This window comes from Leptospira johnsonii (genome assembly GCF_003112675.1).
Classification (GTDB): Bacteria; Spirochaetota; Leptospiria; order Leptospirales; family Leptospiraceae; genus Leptospira_B; species Leptospira_B johnsonii.
On the sequence record NZ_BFAY01000008.1, the window covers coordinates 88,182 to 102,722 of the forward strand.

General features: G+C 41.7%; 14 protein-coding genes. 5 read left to right on the forward strand and 9 right to left on the reverse strand.

What is annotated here, in order from left to right:
* Nucleotides 1-311 precede the first annotated feature (311 nt).
* The 4 genes from LPTSP_RS07920 to LPTSP_RS07935 are packed head-to-tail and all read left to right on the forward strand — an operon-like array spanning nucleotide 312 to nucleotide 5,296.
* Nucleotides 312-1,562 carry an ATP-grasp domain-containing protein gene (locus LPTSP_RS07920; protein WP_108928284.1) on the forward strand — a complete coding sequence of 417 codons (1,251 nt, stop codon included), beginning with the start codon at nucleotides 312-314 and terminating at the stop codon, nucleotides 1,560-1,562.
* The gene (locus LPTSP_RS07925; protein WP_108928285.1) at nucleotides 1,549-2,184 is read left to right on the forward strand and encodes a class I SAM-dependent methyltransferase; all 636 of its coding nucleotides are present in this window, start codon (nucleotides 1,549-1,551) and stop codon (nucleotides 2,182-2,184) included. The genes LPTSP_RS07920 and LPTSP_RS07925 overlap by 14 nt, the downstream gene beginning before the upstream one ends.
* Nucleotides 2,160-3,047, forward strand: coding sequence for a class I SAM-dependent methyltransferase (locus LPTSP_RS07930; RefSeq protein WP_167396423.1), 888 nt, complete (start codon nucleotides 2,160-2,162; stop codon nucleotides 3,045-3,047). The genes LPTSP_RS07925 and LPTSP_RS07930 overlap by 25 nt, the downstream gene beginning before the upstream one ends.
* Complete coding sequence (locus LPTSP_RS07935; RefSeq protein ID WP_108928287.1) at nucleotides 3,044-5,296, forward strand: YhjD/YihY/BrkB family envelope integrity protein; 2,253 nt, start codon at nucleotides 3,044-3,046, stop codon at nucleotides 5,294-5,296. Before LPTSP_RS07930 ends, LPTSP_RS07935 begins: the two co-directional genes overlap by 4 nt.
* Before the next feature lie 20 nt (nucleotides 5,297-5,316).
* Here LPTSP_RS07935 and LPTSP_RS07940 read toward each other — a convergent pair whose 3' ends face one another.
* Genes LPTSP_RS07940 through LPTSP_RS07955 form a run of 4 tightly spaced genes read right to left on the reverse strand, consistent with a single transcriptional unit; the run spans nucleotide 5,317 to nucleotide 9,794 of the window.
* Nucleotides 5,317-6,120, reverse strand: a complete 804-nt coding sequence (locus tag LPTSP_RS07940) for an SDR family oxidoreductase (RefSeq protein WP_108928383.1) — start codon at nucleotides 6,118-6,120, stop codon at nucleotides 5,317-5,319.
* Nucleotides 6,121-6,125: 5 nt separating this feature from the next.
* Nucleotides 6,126-7,076: a fumarylacetoacetate hydrolase family protein gene (locus LPTSP_RS07945; RefSeq protein WP_108928288.1), complete on the reverse strand. Its 951-nt coding sequence runs from the start codon at nucleotides 7,074-7,076 to the stop codon at nucleotides 6,126-6,128.
* Nucleotides 7,077-7,092: 16 nt separating this feature from the next.
* Complete coding sequence (locus tag LPTSP_RS07950) at nucleotides 7,093-8,202, reverse strand: VOC family protein (protein ID WP_108928289.1); 1,110 nt, start codon at nucleotides 8,200-8,202, stop codon at nucleotides 7,093-7,095.
* The gene (locus LPTSP_RS07955; protein ID WP_108928290.1) at nucleotides 8,199-9,794 is read right to left on the reverse strand and encodes an FAD-dependent monooxygenase; all 1,596 of its coding nucleotides are present in this window, start codon (nucleotides 9,792-9,794) and stop codon (nucleotides 8,199-8,201) included. Before LPTSP_RS07955 ends, LPTSP_RS07950 begins: the two co-directional genes overlap by 4 nt.
* Nucleotides 9,795-9,926: 132 nt before the next feature.
* Here LPTSP_RS07955 and LPTSP_RS07960 point away from each other — a divergent pair, with 132 nt between their 5' ends.
* Nucleotides 9,927-10,559 (forward strand): TetR/AcrR family transcriptional regulator, encoded by a 633-nt coding sequence (locus LPTSP_RS07960; RefSeq protein ID WP_108928291.1) that lies wholly within the window; start codon nucleotides 9,927-9,929, stop codon nucleotides 10,557-10,559.
* A gap of 4 nt (nucleotides 10,560-10,563) precedes the next feature.
* Here LPTSP_RS07960 and LPTSP_RS07965 read toward each other — a convergent pair whose 3' ends face one another.
* Genes LPTSP_RS07965 through flgG form a run of 5 tightly spaced genes read right to left on the reverse strand, consistent with a single transcriptional unit; the run spans nucleotide 10,564 to nucleotide 14,476 of the window.
* Nucleotides 10,564-11,037 (reverse strand): rod-binding protein, encoded by a 474-nt coding sequence (locus LPTSP_RS07965; protein ID WP_108928292.1) that lies wholly within the window; start codon nucleotides 11,035-11,037, stop codon nucleotides 10,564-10,566.
* The gene (locus LPTSP_RS07970) at nucleotides 11,034-12,101 is read right to left on the reverse strand and encodes a flagellar basal body P-ring protein FlgI (RefSeq protein WP_108928293.1); all 1,068 of its coding nucleotides are present in this window, start codon (nucleotides 12,099-12,101) and stop codon (nucleotides 11,034-11,036) included. The genes LPTSP_RS07965 and LPTSP_RS07970 overlap by 4 nt, the downstream gene beginning before the upstream one ends.
* Nucleotides 12,098-12,763 carry a flagellar basal body L-ring protein FlgH gene (locus LPTSP_RS07975; protein WP_108928294.1) on the reverse strand — a complete coding sequence of 222 codons (666 nt, stop codon included), beginning with the start codon at nucleotides 12,761-12,763 and terminating at the stop codon, nucleotides 12,098-12,100. Before LPTSP_RS07975 ends, LPTSP_RS07970 begins: the two co-directional genes overlap by 4 nt.
* A gap of 1 nt (nucleotide 12,764) precedes the next feature.
* On the reverse strand, nucleotides 12,765-13,673 hold the full coding sequence (gene flgA, locus LPTSP_RS07980; protein ID WP_174704444.1) for a flagellar basal body P-ring formation chaperone FlgA: 909 nt from the start codon (nucleotides 13,671-13,673) through the stop codon (nucleotides 12,765-12,767).
* Nucleotides 13,674-13,678: 5 nt separating this feature from the next.
* Nucleotides 13,679-14,476 (reverse strand): flagellar basal-body rod protein FlgG, encoded by a 798-nt coding sequence (gene flgG, locus LPTSP_RS07985; RefSeq protein WP_020767975.1) that lies wholly within the window; start codon nucleotides 14,474-14,476, stop codon nucleotides 13,679-13,681.
* Nucleotides 14,477-14,541 lie beyond the last annotated feature (65 nt).

A 14,541-nucleotide genomic window follows, 5' to 3' on the forward strand; every position in this document is an offset into this window, starting at 1 on the left:
CGCCTCATCCCACCTTCGGCGGGACAAGCCCTCCGCATCCCTGGCGGGGAATAAGAGCCCAAACTTGTCTATGAAAATCCATCCGTATTTTTGTAGGAGCTCCTACAAAATCCAGGCTCGAAAAAGGCTTGTGAAAATCAAAATTTCATGATAGAGACGGAAATCGCATTTTCCCACAAACCCACCCCCCATTCCCGACGATGGGTGGGGGTCGATTTATACGCTGTGGGAATTCCTACAAAACCCAGGATTTTGTCTCATTCCGAAAAAACCTTTGACATCTCTTGTTCTGAGGACTATCTATCCAGAGGATGAAGAAAAAAGGGTATTTTCTCTCCTTAGGAGCTGGCAAAAACCAGGTACCCTTGATCTCTGCTGCAAGAGCCCTGGGCTTGGAAGTCGCCGCAGTAGACAAAAACGATAAGGCTCCCGGGTTCGCAATGGCGAGCTTGCGGATCATAGAGTCCACTTTCGAATACAGACGGATCCTAAGAGCAGTCGCAGAAAATCCATTGCCGACCCCAATCATAGGGATCGGGACAAGATCCTTCGGCAAGGCGACGTATAGCGCAGCCTATCTTGCGGAAAAATTAAAACTAAAGTATGCAAGCACCGAATCCGTATTAAAATTTTCTGATAAACAGATCTTAAAGGAAACCTTGGCCCCTAAAGGGATTAGAGTCCCAAAAGAGATCCCGACTTCGGAGATCAAAGCTAAGTCTAAATCTTTTCCTTATCCTTGGATCTTAAAACCGAGCCAAGGTAGCGGTAAATCCGGGATCCAACTCGTGGAATCCGATTCGGATCTAAAATCTATTTCTAATTTAACTTCTCCTAAAAAACAAACCAAGTCAAAAGTTTCGGCGAATTCTCCTCATCCGGAAACTTGGCTTTTAGAAGAGTATATTCCAGGTCCTGAATATACTGTTTTGGGATTAGTGGACCAATCCGATTTTCATTTAGTGAATATCTCCTTGAAGGAAACTTCTTCTTTTCCTCCTTTTTTAGAGGCCGCTCATCGCCTCCCCTTTCCTAAATCTGAATTGGAAGGTGAGATCAAGATGTTATGCAGAGCCATCGTAAAGGCCACAGGCCTGAAAAATTGCCCTTTTGTAGCCGAATTCAGATCAGATGAAAATGGAGAACTTGTTTTGATCGAAGCTGCTCCTGAAGTGGGTGGTGAATATTTGGCCGACGTTTTAGTTCCTGGTTATTCCGGTTACGATTATTTTACGAATCTGGTCAAACTTTTAGTAGGAGAACCTATCGTTCCTCCCCCTTCTAGTTTAGAAATTCCTAAAAAACTAAAATCTCAAGTTCGTTTTGATATTCCACCCAGAGGTATTTCGATCCTGAAATCTTGGGAAGATTTTCCTGCAAATTACGGAGAGACTATACTTTTGAACCAAAACCTAAAAGAGCCTGGTTCCAAACTGGATACTTCTTTGGGGAATGAAACAAGGACTAGAGTTCTTTGTTTAAGATCGAAAGCATCTTCTTCGGAAGAAGAATGGAATGGCAGCGTGAAAAATCGTTTGAAGGCGGAATATGAAGCCCGCTGATCATCCTTCTAAAGAAGCTTGGGAAACTCATTATACCAGACCCAAAGCAAAACTTTCTTATCCGGATGAGAACTTGGTTCGGATGATCTCTAAATTCCCGGCTTCTTCCCCTTCGCCAAAGGCTTTGGATTTTGGTGCAGGTTCCGGAAGACATTGTGTTCTTTTGAAAGATTTCGGTTATGAAGTATATGCTGCAGATTATAGCGAGAATTCTATCCAGTCCGTTAAAGAGTCTTATCCTTGGGCCAAAACTTTTTTATTGAATACTCCTCCTTATCCTTTCGAGAAGGAAGAATTTGATCTAATCGTTAGCTGGGGAGTTCTGCATTATAATTCTCCTGATCTCGCAAAATCCATGTTAGCTGATACCTTCCGCATTCTAAAAAAAGGAGGCTATCTCGCTGCTTCCGTAAGAGCAGAAGGTGACACTCATCTTAAGGCTGAAAAAGGCAAGATTGGAACTGCGGATCTCGCAGGCGGCGCAACGTGGTTTTATTCCAAAGAAGATGTGCAAAGTCTTCTTCAAAATTTTTCTTCCTTCGACCTGGGTTATACGGAAAGAACTCCATTAGGAAAATTGGATGAGAGGATTTGTCATTGGATCTTTCTCGCCAAAAAATAATCCAAGAAGAATGTCCTTTAAACGGGGACTGCAATTGGGAACCTCTATACAGATCCGAGTTCGGTAACTTCGATCTTTCTATCCAAATCTGTAAAACCTGCGGCTTCCAAGCTCAATTTCCAAGACCTGAACCTGAGTCATTGTACACGGAAGAATATTATACCGGTAACCAAGACTTCACCTATAAAGACGAAAGGAAAACTGAAAAATTCGATCGATATGTTTGGTTTGCTCGTTTAAAAAATATTTCCAAATTCAAATCTTCGGGAAATTTTTTGGATATAGGTTGTTCCTTCGGCGGTTTTTTAGAATGCGCTAAAGAAAAAGGATTCGTGCCTTATGGAGTGGAAATTTCTCCCTTCTCCGCCAAACAAGCGGAGGCGAGAGGTTTCAAAGTATGGCAGGGCCAATTCCTGGATGCCGATCTTCCCGAAAATTTTTTCGATGTGATCACATTGATCGAAGTGATCGAACACTTGGAAAACCCAAAAGAAGTATTTAATAAACTTTCCAGAATACTAAGGCCTGGAGGCTTACTTCTTATCCAGACTGCGAATTTTGACGCCTGGCAGGCAATAGAAGCAGGCAAAAATTATCACTATTACCTCCCCGGTCACGTGTATTATTATTCTGCAAAAAACCTTCGGAAAATTCTTGCCATACGAGGATTCGAAAGACAGATTACTTACCTCGGAGTGGACTTCCCTCTTTCCGCTAAACTTTCAAAATCCAGGGGGAGTTTTTCTAGTTGGAAGGATTATTTTAAATGGTTCCGGATCTCTTTCTACCATTTTAAAAGTAAACTTTCAAAAAAGGGAATCCCGCTCACATCTTCTATGGTGCATTACGCGATTAAGAAATGAATTCTCATCCGAATACAAAGTACAGTAGATTTTTCGATTATATTCCGGACGCGGGTTTAGGACGAAAACTGAATTTTACAGTCCGTGTTTTGGCTGCTTCTGCCTATCGTTTTGCCAAAGACGAATGCCTTATTAAGGCTTCCGGTATTTCCTATACTACGATCGTTTCTTTGATCCCTATGCTTGTTGTGGCACTTTCACTTTTAACTATCACTTCCGGGCTGGACAATCGTAAGGAAGAAATATTCGATAAAATTAATGCATTCTTTTTAGTCAGTAATATCAATCTGGATATCAATCCGTACTTGGATACTTTAGGAGAATTGATCGATGCCGCTAGACAGATAGGTGCCATCGGCTTTATTCTTTTAGTATTCTCGGCGACCACTGTATTAAGATCTTTGGAGAATTCTTTTAACTCCATCTGGAGGATAGAAGAAAAAAGATCGGTTCTACAAGAATTCGTATTTTACTTTTTTGTTCTTTCTATCGGCCCTCTGCTACTTGTGATCGGAGACAATCTGGCTAAGAAAGTGACAGATGTATTTCGTCCTCCTCATTATCTGAGTATGGACAAGGATCTAGAAAATCATATCTGGATCTCTGGGGAGAATGGTACACTCTTTCGCATGGATTCAGGTCTCAAACAAGATTATTATCTGGATGAAAAAGATATCGATCTGAAAAACATTCGTTGTCTGGATTCTTTCGGGGTTCGTGTGGACTTTTGCGAAAAACCGGATATCTCTAAGGAAAACTTTGTTCGAGTTTCCATCAAAGATGGAAAAGTATATGCTCTCTCCGAAAAGGGATTATTTCTCTCCCGGCCCGTGGACGGCTCCGTATGGAACGCAATCTATTTCGATAATTCTAATTTTAAAGATTTTGAATATATAAATGAAGGGAATTTTTATTTGATCTTCTCCAACGGAGAAGTCCTACATTTTTTCGCTCAGGGAAGAAGTTATAAACCGGTATTCACAAATGTCCTGAAGATCCGAGCGAATAGGGTCTATTTTCCGGAACCTTACCTAGGATATATCGTGGATGAGGACGGGAATGTTTGGAAGAGCGAGGACGGTGGCTACACCTGGAATTCAACCAAGATCACAGGCCATGGACTTAAAGACATCCATAGAATTCGCCCCGGAGAACTTTTTGTCACGGGAGAAAGAGGTTCCGTTTTCAAAACGGAAGATGGCGGATACACTTGGAAAAACCTAAGTCATAAAAGATACACATTCAGCAAGGTTTGGTCCGTAGAAAATGAAGAATCAGCGGATATTTTCCTTTTGGACGCTCTCGGAAATATTTTAGTCTCCATAGACGGGGGAGAACATTGGAATACTTTTTATATTCCAGCAAAAGGCAAAGTGTTCGCATCCGGACTTCTGGACAGAAGTGAAAATGGAAGATTCAGATTATTGAATATTGGAGAATACAGAAAGATCAGCCTTTCAGAATACAAAGATGTGAAATACGAGACAATCATCCTGCAAGGAGGAGAATCAGTATTCTCACCTTATAATATTCTAAAATTCTTCTTCCCATTGATCGGGATCTGGCTATTCTTCTTGGCATTATTCACTCTGATCCCGAATACAAAGGTCCCTATCCGCGCATCCTCTTGGGGAGCCGGATTCACTAGCGTGATCTTTTTGATCTTCCTCTATGGATTTCAGGTGTATATCACCTCATTCTCCGAAACTACGATGATCGTGTATAAGGCATTAGCCTCCATCCCTATCTTCTTGATCGGAGTTTATTCCTTATCGTTGATCGTTCTATTCGGAGCCGAAGTGACCGCTTGCGTGCAATACCCGGAAAGATATTATGCACCTTTCCAATTGATAGAAGAACATCATACTGCCTTTAGTTACGAATTCAGAAAATTGATCGGAGTTTTGAAAGCAGTCTATTTAGTCCAAAAAGAAAGTAAGATCGCTCCTCGCAATGGCGACCTTGCGATCAAATCTGGACTTCATACGGAAGAAATCCCAAGGCTTACCAAAACATTATCAGAAGCAGGATTGCTCGTAGAGACGAATGAAGGAGGAGCCTGGCTGCCAGTTGTATCCGGAGAAGATCTCAGTTTGGGAGATTTTTATCGTAGGATTCCGGAACCTCTATTAAAGGAAGATCCTTCTTTCCATGTGTATCCGGATAAAGTAAGAGATAAAATGGACAAGGCGGAAACTTCTCTGCAAAAAGACCTGGATGCGATCAGTTTCAGGGATTTGATCGATTAAACTTTCTCGTTTGAAATTCCTCAAACCACTTTCGCTTTCGATATTTGATAAGCAAAAACTCTCGGAAAATATTTATGCAGAAAGATCCCGAATTTCTCTTTTGGACCGGCAATCACTATCTCATTCTTTCCCAAGGCGATTGAATTAAGGATTTCTCTCGCACATTCATCCGCTCCGATCCCGGACCTGATCCCAGGATCTAATTTTCCGTGTTTGGATCCGTTTCCGGAGAAAGCATTTTCTGAAATTTTAGTCCGTACAAATCCAGGATAGACCAACAGAACTTTCAGATTTTCTTTGGAGTTCTCTGCACGAAGCGCTTCATAAAATCCGGATAATGCGAATTTTGCGGCCGAGTATCCAGTTCTAAGCGGGACTCCAAACTTTCCAGCCACGCTGGAAACGGATACGATCCAACCTTGCTTTCTTTCGCGAAAATGAGGAAGTACAGCTAAAGAAAGAGCTATATTTCCGAAAAAGTCGACGTTCATGAGAGACTTGTAAGTAGACATGGAGGTTTCATGCGCAAAGGACCTTTGACTAATCCCTCCATTATTGATCAGAACGTCCACTTTACCGAATTTAAGGATGGCTTGATCAGGCAAATTTTCTATATAAGAATAATTTTCCAAATCGAAAGGAAGAACCAAACAGTCTTCATCAGTTTTTCCTAATTCTTCTTTTACTCGAATTAGCTCCTCTTCTCTTCTTGCGGAAAGAATCAATTTAGCACCGGAATCTTTCAACTCCGATGCCAGCGCCTCACCTATTCCGGAAGAAGCTCCGGTAATCCAGACAACCTTATCTTTAAAAAATGAATTGATCCGACTCACGATCCTTGGACCACCTTTAAGAACTGGTCTCCCAGATCAATCCTACGATCCGCTGTTCGTATGGAAGAATGAATCACATCCCCCGGCTGTAAATACTGGGTTCTTTTACTCTGCCCTTTTATGAAAAGTTCCCATTTTTTTCTTTCTGAAAGAAGTCCAGCGATCTTTTGAACCATCTTGCCTGGAGCCCTAAGAGCGCATCCGGAAGGAGTGCCTGTTAACAAAACATCTCCAGGAGATATATTACAAAAGTTAGATAGTTCAGTGATCGTCTCCTCCGGCTTGAATACTAAATTGGAAATAGTATCATGCTGCCTGACTTCATCGTTCACAAGCAAGGTCAACTCCAGACTATTCAATATCTCAAAATCTCCCGGTTCCAAAACGGCCAGCACAGGCCCTGCAGGTAAAAACGTACGGTAAGATTTTCCCTTATACCACTGCAATTGAGGAAGTTGTATATCTCTTGCAGATACGTCATTCGCCATAAAAATGGCGGCCACATACTCTGATATATTTTGGGAATTTACTTCTATATAAGAATCTATGGATTTTCCGAAAACAAAACCGAGTTCTATCTCGTAATCCAAAAGTTTGACATGATTAGGCCGGATCACTTCACCCACGGGAGAAGTCAGGGATGCGTCCGATTTGGTGAAAAAAAGATTATAACTCTTATCGTCAGGATCAAGTCCAGATTCTATCAGATGTTGTTTATAATTCGCACCTTGGCAGATGATCTGGCACGGTGAAGAAATCGGAGAAAGCAATTTTACTTCTGAAAGTTTATAACTCTTCGATCCGAGATTAGAGTTATCCTTCTTAGAGAATTCCAAAAATTTGCGCGTATCCAAATTCCCTAATCCGAGAGGATAAACCTTACCTTCTATGAGTTTTGCCCAATCTATTTGTTTATCTTTCTCGAAAAGTACGTAATTCCTAGCCATAGTCCATTCCTTTTTCTTAATATTTAATCCAGCTTCTCGGAGATCGTTCTGCGACCTTTTTCAATTCTATCAGCTTCCTTAACTCGATTTTCCTTCCTGAAAATATTCCTTTTACAAGTTCAACCAGCTTATCCAAAGAAAGCTCAGTGTCTAAAAAATCCTCAGGCATATCTTGTCCCCATTGGTACAGACTTTCCCTACTGATCAGGTGAAATCCTACTGGAACGGCATCGTCAAATTTATCTCCGTCTGTATAGTGTTCCACGAGCATTCCACTTGGATCTCTCTGATAATCGAATATCTGACTTCCTAATATATGCCTTCCGATCCCCCAAGCTGGTTTCCAACCTCTTTTTAAAAGCCATTCCCTTCCTTTAGCTACTTCGTCCAAATCTTTCAACTCAAAAGCGCAATGTTCCAATCTATCGTCTATTCCGAAGGCAATCACTATCGTATGATGATCCGTGAGCTCTTCTCCCAAATCACATCTTAAAAAAGCGATCACAGGCTCCTTGGATCCCGGAAGTATCTGTATATCGGAAGGGATCATACCAAATACTTCGCAATACCACTGTGCATTCTTTAAAAATTCCTGTTTTAAAAAAACTGCATGTCCCAAACGATTTACTTTCGCGGGTCCTACATCCCACGGTTGGGGCTGATTTTTTCGTAAGATCTTTCCATCACAATTCCAATGTATAGACTTTCTATCCGTCTCCTTTTCTGTAAAGGAAGAGGAAAGTAATACTGCATCCACCGGAAGGCCGGAAGGATCCTTAATCGTTACGGTCGGAAAATGCTCGGTGCCGAACCTTCCCTGAGGCCAGACCTCGGCTCCATCCATACGTCTTAACCTTTCGAATTCCTCCGTCGAAGATATATACAATCCGAATCCAAGTAAAAAGTCCCTGTCGGCCTTTTCCAAAGACCAACAGGGTAGATCGGAGCTAAAGCCATGAAACAAAACTCTTTCCTTAGACAATTCAAAGGGAGAGAGCCCAAAATCCTTATAGTATTCGGCGGTTAATTCCGGATTTTTTCTTCCTAACCTAACATACGCGATATCTCTCGCCTTGCTTATAGGATTCTTCGATCTTGTCGGACATTTGGAAGGTAATTGTTTCATGGCATTTTTCCTCGATAGATTTCCGCAAATCTTAAAACGGTATCATCCGCTTCCTTTCCCTGAAAGACTGCAGCTACAATCTTATCCGGACGAACGATCGCGAATCGATCCGCTCCGCCGAAAAATTTCAAAAAAGAAGAAGTAACATCTTCGACGGAATTAGAGGTAATCTCGGATGCCTGTTGTTGATTCGAAATATGTAATATCATTCCTCCCATTCTTTTCCAAATCTCAATGCAAGATTGGCTTAGTATCCGGGAAGGATGAACTCCGTAACCGACTAGACAGAGATGAGAGCCTAGTAAAGAATCGGACAATTCCCAATTCCCGTCCTTCGATCGGAGAGGTGCTTGAGGAAAAACTGATCCGGGAGAAATAGAAGAATTCCTTAATGTATCCTTCTTTAAGAATAGACCTTTACCGAAAGAATTATCCGGTTTTAATCTCAGATCCGATAAATAAGGACGAGCAGGAGTAAAAGATAGGAACTTCATCAATAAGTCCCGGAAAAAAGCTGCGATCCTACTTCTGGTCATGATGATCGAACCCAAAAAAACAGCCAAACGTATCATCTTTTTTGCATGTGGCCTTCTCTCCATGTTATAACTGGAAAGTATATCTTTAGAAGCTTCTTTACGTAAAACGGATGCGATCTTCCAGACAAGATTGAAGGAATCCCTCATACCACTCACTAAGCCCTGTCCCGCAAAAGGAGGAGTTAAATGAGCAGAATCTCCCAGCAAGAATACTCTCCCCTTACCCATACATTCCACTGTCTTTGCTTGGAATCTATATACGGCTTTTCTCTGGACCTTCATGGAAGAGAGTTCTCCCCAAGGGCGAATGAGTTCTGCAACCTTTTCCGGCTTCTCCATCTCCTCCTTGGTCTCTCCGTTCCTAAGAAGAAACTCCCAGCGTTGGGATTTTCCGGGACCTGGGACATGTGCGATAGGCCTTTTGGGATCGCAGATAAATTCAACCTTATCTAGAACGTTAGGCAAATCATCTACATCTAATATCAGCCAATCTTCCTTGTAAGAAGAACCTTTCAGTTTCCATCCTTGTTTTTCACGGACCTGACTATGAGCACCGTCGCACCCTAAAAGAAAACCTGTCGAAATTCTATAAGTAGTTCCGTTATATTTGACTTTTACGATAATACCCGAATCCGACTCTATATGAGTTAAATAAGTACATTCTGACCAAAGCTTTACATGATCGAATCTTTCCAGGCCCTTTCTTAGAAGTCTCTCCAAGTCCGGCTGATAAATGGAAACCAAACGAGGATGTCCGTCCATGGATCCCATAGAATTGATCTTAGCTAATGTTCCTACGTAAGGGGAGATCATTTCCACCCAGGAAATGGATGGCATAATTTTAGAAGCCTCTTCACCTAGCCCGGAAGCTTGGAGTATTCTCAAAGCGTCTTGGTCCAAGGAAATGGCTCTTGGGATTTCCAAAATTCCCGGATTCTGATCTATAAGCAGGACTGGAATTCCTTCACTTCCCAAAAGATTCGCGGTCAGAACTCCTACCGGGCCCGCACCTACGATTAAAACATTTGGTTTCTCCAATTCCTCGACTTCTTCCATAAAATGAAATACTAATCAAAAATGATAAAAACGTCAATAAATTTAGAAAAAAAAATAGATAGATCAGATCATTTTTGATAAATCTATCAAAAATGTAATTGTGTCATAATTTGGATGAAGGAATCATCTCTTATGACCTCGCCACCCAAGAAACTACCCCCGAAAAGAGAGAGAACTCGGGTCCAAATCCTGAAAGCTGCTCTCAAACTTTTCGCAAGAAAAGATGCAGGAGAAGCGTCAATCTCGGATGTGATTGCGGAAGCTGAAATTGCAAACGGAACCTTTTATAATCATTTCAAAACCAAGGAGGAACTTTTAGAAGCTTCCTCCTTGGCTATGATAGAATCTCTCGCCTCCGAAGTGGAAACCATTATGGGAGATCTGGATGATCCTGCGGAAAGAATGGCGTTGGCGGGAATTTACTTCTTTAAAAAAGCAAGAATGGATTCGAATTGGGCCTGGGCACTTATCCGAATTGCAGCTGTAACACCTAGGATGAGCGACATGCTTTTAAGTTATCCATTGAGAGATCTGCAAAAAGGTGTCACATCTGGAAAATTCACCATCGAATCTACAGAAACCGCACTCGGACTTTTTGTGGGTTCCTTACATTATGGGATCCGGAACATATTAGAAGGAAGGGCAAAGAATAAATTACACGATAGAGAAATGATGACCCTTGTGCTTAGAAGTTTTGGAGTAGATATCGAGATTGCGAAAAATCTAGCTTCCAAAGGTTTCGAAAGAGCCTGGAAAGAAGACTGATCGATTAAACTTTTGAATCTAACTTAGAGATTGGTGGAAGATTAGAAGACAAAGATTGATAGATCTGCTCTGCAAGTCCCAAAGAGGAATTCGCAGATAGATTCTTAGAATATTCGTCATAGAGCATATCTTCGAAAATTTCTTCCGCGTATCCACCGTCTATCAGTCCAGACTTATGAACTGTCGATTTCATTTCTTTCAACATCATCTTTACGAAGATGGATTCGAATTCTACGGATGCATCGTATAATTTCTTGCGATATGGATCGGCGGAAATCTCTTCTTTGATATTATGAGGCATTTTTACCTCGGAAGAGGAAACCTTTCCGGATAGAGTATTATTAAATTCTTCTCTCAATTGGTCCGGAAAAGTTTGGCCTGGCTTTACATTCTTCTCTTCTCGTAAAAGTCTTTGCACTTCCGGTCTTTCGGAAAGATCCAATTTAGATCGATAGTCTTGGATTTTATCTATCATTATTGTATCTCCAATTCCGCATGAAGTGCACCTGCCGCCTTCAATGCCTCTAAAATTGCGATGATATCTTTTGTGGAAGCTCCTACTTTATTCAACGCTTCCACCACGTCGGAGACCTGAGTTGCCTCCTCTATCACGAAAGATTCTTTTGTTGGAGGTTTTTCTCCGCTAAGTCTGGTAGGTCTTCTGTTCTTATCCGCAACGGAAAGACTTAGGCCCGATCTAGCGACTGCGACTTCATCAATGGTGATATTTCCGCCCATCACGATTACACCGGATCTTTCATTGATAACTACTTTTGCTCTTGGATTCGACTCTACAGTGATGTTTTCCAGATCGGAAAGAAGGTTAAGAAGTCCCGGAGACTTTGCGGAAAACCCGGCACCGACTTCGATCACTATCTCGGAGGGTGTTAATGCCTGGATGGACTCCGCTTTTAGTCCGAATTTTTCAGGAACAGTTTCTTTGATACGATTGACTACATTATTCATCAAAGAGAAGTCTTGGCTATTCAATCGAATGACAACTCTTTGGTTGGAAAAGAAATCTTCTTTTAGTTCCGTTTCCACGATTGCACCTGCGTGGACAATTCCTACGGTCTTTTTGGAAGCTCTACCTAAGCCACCTGCACTATTCTCTTTTCCGCCGAAAGAGATAACTCCGCTTGCCACAGCGTAAATTTTATCGTTCGCAGTCTTTAAAGGAGATTGAAGAAGTACTCCTCCTTCCAAAGACTTTGCGTCCCCTATAGAAGAAACGGTCACATCCAATCTATCTCCCTTACGAGCATAAGAAGGAATATTAGCGGTAATTAATACGGAAGCGATATTTTTAGTCTGCTCAGGCTTTAGATTTGCATCCACTCCCAGGTTCTTGAGATAATTTTTCATACTCTCAGTGGTCATTGGAGTTTTAGAGTCCCCAGTACCAGGAAGTCCAACCACGATCCCATAACCTGTGATCTGGTTATCTCTGATCCCTTCTATTTTGGCCAGATCTTTGAGACGAACTTCCGCTCCAAAAAGAGATAAGGAGAATATTATAAAAAGTAAAATTGCTTTTTTCATCTGGACTCTCCCAATAGGCGGTTCAACTGTTCCAGAATATATCTTTGTTTTTCTTCTTCCGAAAGTTCCGCTTTGACTGTTACAGTTCCATCAGGATTATTGATCGTTTTTAAAGTAATAGGAGGTTGTAAATTTTTAGGTTCGATTCTTCCTGTAAATTGGATCTGAAGATCTGCGATCCGGTCCGCATCCACTGAATTATCTCTGGCAATAAAGTCTGGAGACAATCTTCCGGTTAAAAGAACTTGAGAAGGCTCCCCATTATAAGTAGAAGATCGTTGACCTTGTAATGTCAAAAGTCCGGTATTCGCATCCACTGCGGTAACTACTGCAGTGAGATTTCCTTTCAGCTTTCCAAGAGATTTGATCTTTCCTTTGTTCTTACGAACGATCGTGCGATCCGTATTATAGGTAGGATTTTCAGGGATCACTTTTTTATCAGGCACAGCTTTGATCGTGATATTCTCATCCGCAGTGGATTCTATCTCGAACTCTGCCGTAAAACCTTCTTTCAATTTTACGAATATAGTGGATCCCACTCTTAGATTCTGGCTTCTTGAGTAAGGATTTTTATCCTGCCATTGGGAAAGATCCTGAGCAAAGAGCGCGATCATTCCTGATAAAAATAGAATTGGAAGTAAGAATTTCAAGCTTCGGATCATATCAATTCTCTAAAAGGACTGTGCCCTTCTCCACCACTCTCGCGGAAATTTTTCCTTCTTTGGAATGAGAAGAAACGTCCACGATCTCCCCTATATTACCGGAACTTAATGCTTTTGTCTTTGATTTTACCACCAGGTTCCCCTTGGTAAAAACAAGATTCACATCCCCGCCTCTTTGTACGTCAAATAAGAACCTAAATTGTTTTTTGCGGAGAAGTTCCCCAGTTTGCAAATCCTTAAGTGCAGTAGAGCCTATATCCTTATCGGAAATCCCGTCTGTAAAAGATTCTTCCATGTAAACAGTTCTTTCTTCCAGATCTTCTACCTGAAGTTTTTGTCCTTTGCGGATCTCTTTTTTGGCGAAGAGCGCGTTCGTTCTTCTCTCCAACTTAAATTTGATCCTTTGCGTATGGACCTTTCTATTTTCGAAATAAAAATCCAAAGAAGCAACAATTTGTCCCGGATGGATTACCTGAGGAAGTCCTGCCCATTTCAGTTCCACACCTTGGCTCGGAACAAGTCTATCCCCGCTCAAATAGGAAATTCTGAAATCTCCTTCTTTGTCTTGGGGAAGTTTAGAAACTTCCTTTTTCAGACTTTCTTGCAAATCTTCCGGATCCAATTCTGAATCTAAAGGTAAAACTAAAGTTTCTTTCCCGGAAACAGGAACACCTGCCAACACTTCTCTCAAATTTTCAGGACGGATCAGCACAGGTGCATTCAGATTTTTTAATATAATCTTATCCTTCATCCCGTCCGGAAGTTTAGCGATCTCAGAGAGTAGCACTTCTTTTTTTTGGGTAAGAAGTTTTCCGCGAAGATAAACCGCTTCCATACCTTCTACCTTTTCCGAACCGGACACAAAAAGCCCGGTTAGAATGCAGAATAGGATAATGAAGCGGAAATTCATATCAATTAACGTTTCAGTCCGATTGCGGTAGATAACATATTATCCGAAGTTTGGATGGCTTTGGAATTGGACTCATAAGCTCTTTGAGCTACGATCATATTCACCATCTCTTCTACGATTTTTACGTTAGACATCTCCAAGAATCCTTGCAGAACATTCCCGAAACCTTCCATACCTGGAGTCCCAGGAATTTCAGGGCCGGAAGCAACAGTCTCTTGGAATAGGTTTTTACCGATCGCTTGAAGACCCGCAGGGTTTACAAAACGATACAATTCTACCTGACCGATCACAGTAGGACGGATATCGGCCCCGATCTTTACGGTAACTTCTCCCTGTTCGGAGATCATTAGAGTATTTAGGATCGCTCCCTCTGGAAGGATTAAAGGGGGTTCCAATAAATAACCGTTAGATGTAACTACTTGTTGATTGGAATCTATCTTATAAGAACCGTCGCGAGTGAATGCAAAACTTCCATCAGGCATTTGGATCTTAAAAAATCCCATCTCGCTTGTGATCGCAAGATCCAGCTTGTTCCCAGTCGCCTGAAAGGAACCAATCTCGAATAACTTCTGAGAAGCTGCCGCCCTCACCCCGTGACCCACATTCACACCTGTGGGAATTTCACTCACAGAGGTAGCAGGGGTTCCTGCCAAAACCATGTGTTGGTAAACGAGGTCCTCAAAATCTGCGCGGTTCTTTTTAAAACCGGTGGTATTCACGTTTGCCAAGTTGTTTGAAATAGTATCGATATGAAATTGCTGGGCGGTCATTCCAGTCGCGGCTGTCCAAAGGGAACGCATCATTTGAGTTTATACCTCGATCCCTTTACATATCGGCCAATCCAAAAAAATCCACAGGGGTTAATTAA

Coding starts and splice junctions, on each gene's coding strand:
- LPTSP_RS07920 (WP_108928284.1), top strand. CDS start 312: ATGAAGAAAAAAGGGTATTTTCTCTCCTTAGGAGCTGGCAAAAACCAG.
- LPTSP_RS07925 (WP_108928285.1), top strand. CDS start 1,549: ATGAAGCCCGCTGATCATCCTTCTAAAGAAGCTTGGGAAACTCATTAT.
- LPTSP_RS07935 (WP_108928287.1), top strand. CDS start 3,044: ATGAATTCTCATCCGAATACAAAGTACAGTAGATTTTTCGATTATATT.
- LPTSP_RS07945 (WP_108928288.1), bottom strand. CDS start 7,076: ATGGCTAGGAATTACGTACTTTTCGAGAAAGATAAACAAATAGATTGG.
- LPTSP_RS07950 (WP_108928289.1), bottom strand. CDS start 8,202: ATGAAACAATTACCTTCCAAATGTCCGACAAGATCGAAGAATCCTATA.
- LPTSP_RS07955 (WP_108928290.1), bottom strand. CDS start 9,794: ATGGAAGAAGTCGAGGAATTGGAGAAACCAAATGTTTTAATCGTAGGT.
- LPTSP_RS07960 (WP_108928291.1), top strand. CDS start 9,927: ATGACCTCGCCACCCAAGAAACTACCCCCGAAAAGAGAGAGAACTCGG.
- LPTSP_RS07970 (WP_108928293.1), bottom strand. CDS start 12,101: ATGAAAAAAGCAATTTTACTTTTTATAATATTCTCCTTATCTCTTTTT.
- LPTSP_RS07975 (WP_108928294.1), bottom strand. CDS start 12,763: ATGATCCGAAGCTTGAAATTCTTACTTCCAATTCTATTTTTATCAGGA.
- flgA (WP_174704444.1), bottom strand. CDS start 13,673: ATGAATTTCCGCTTCATTATCCTATTCTGCATTCTAACCGGGCTTTTT.
- flgG (WP_020767975.1), bottom strand. CDS start 14,476: ATGATGCGTTCCCTTTGGACAGCCGCGACTGGAATGACCGCCCAGCAA.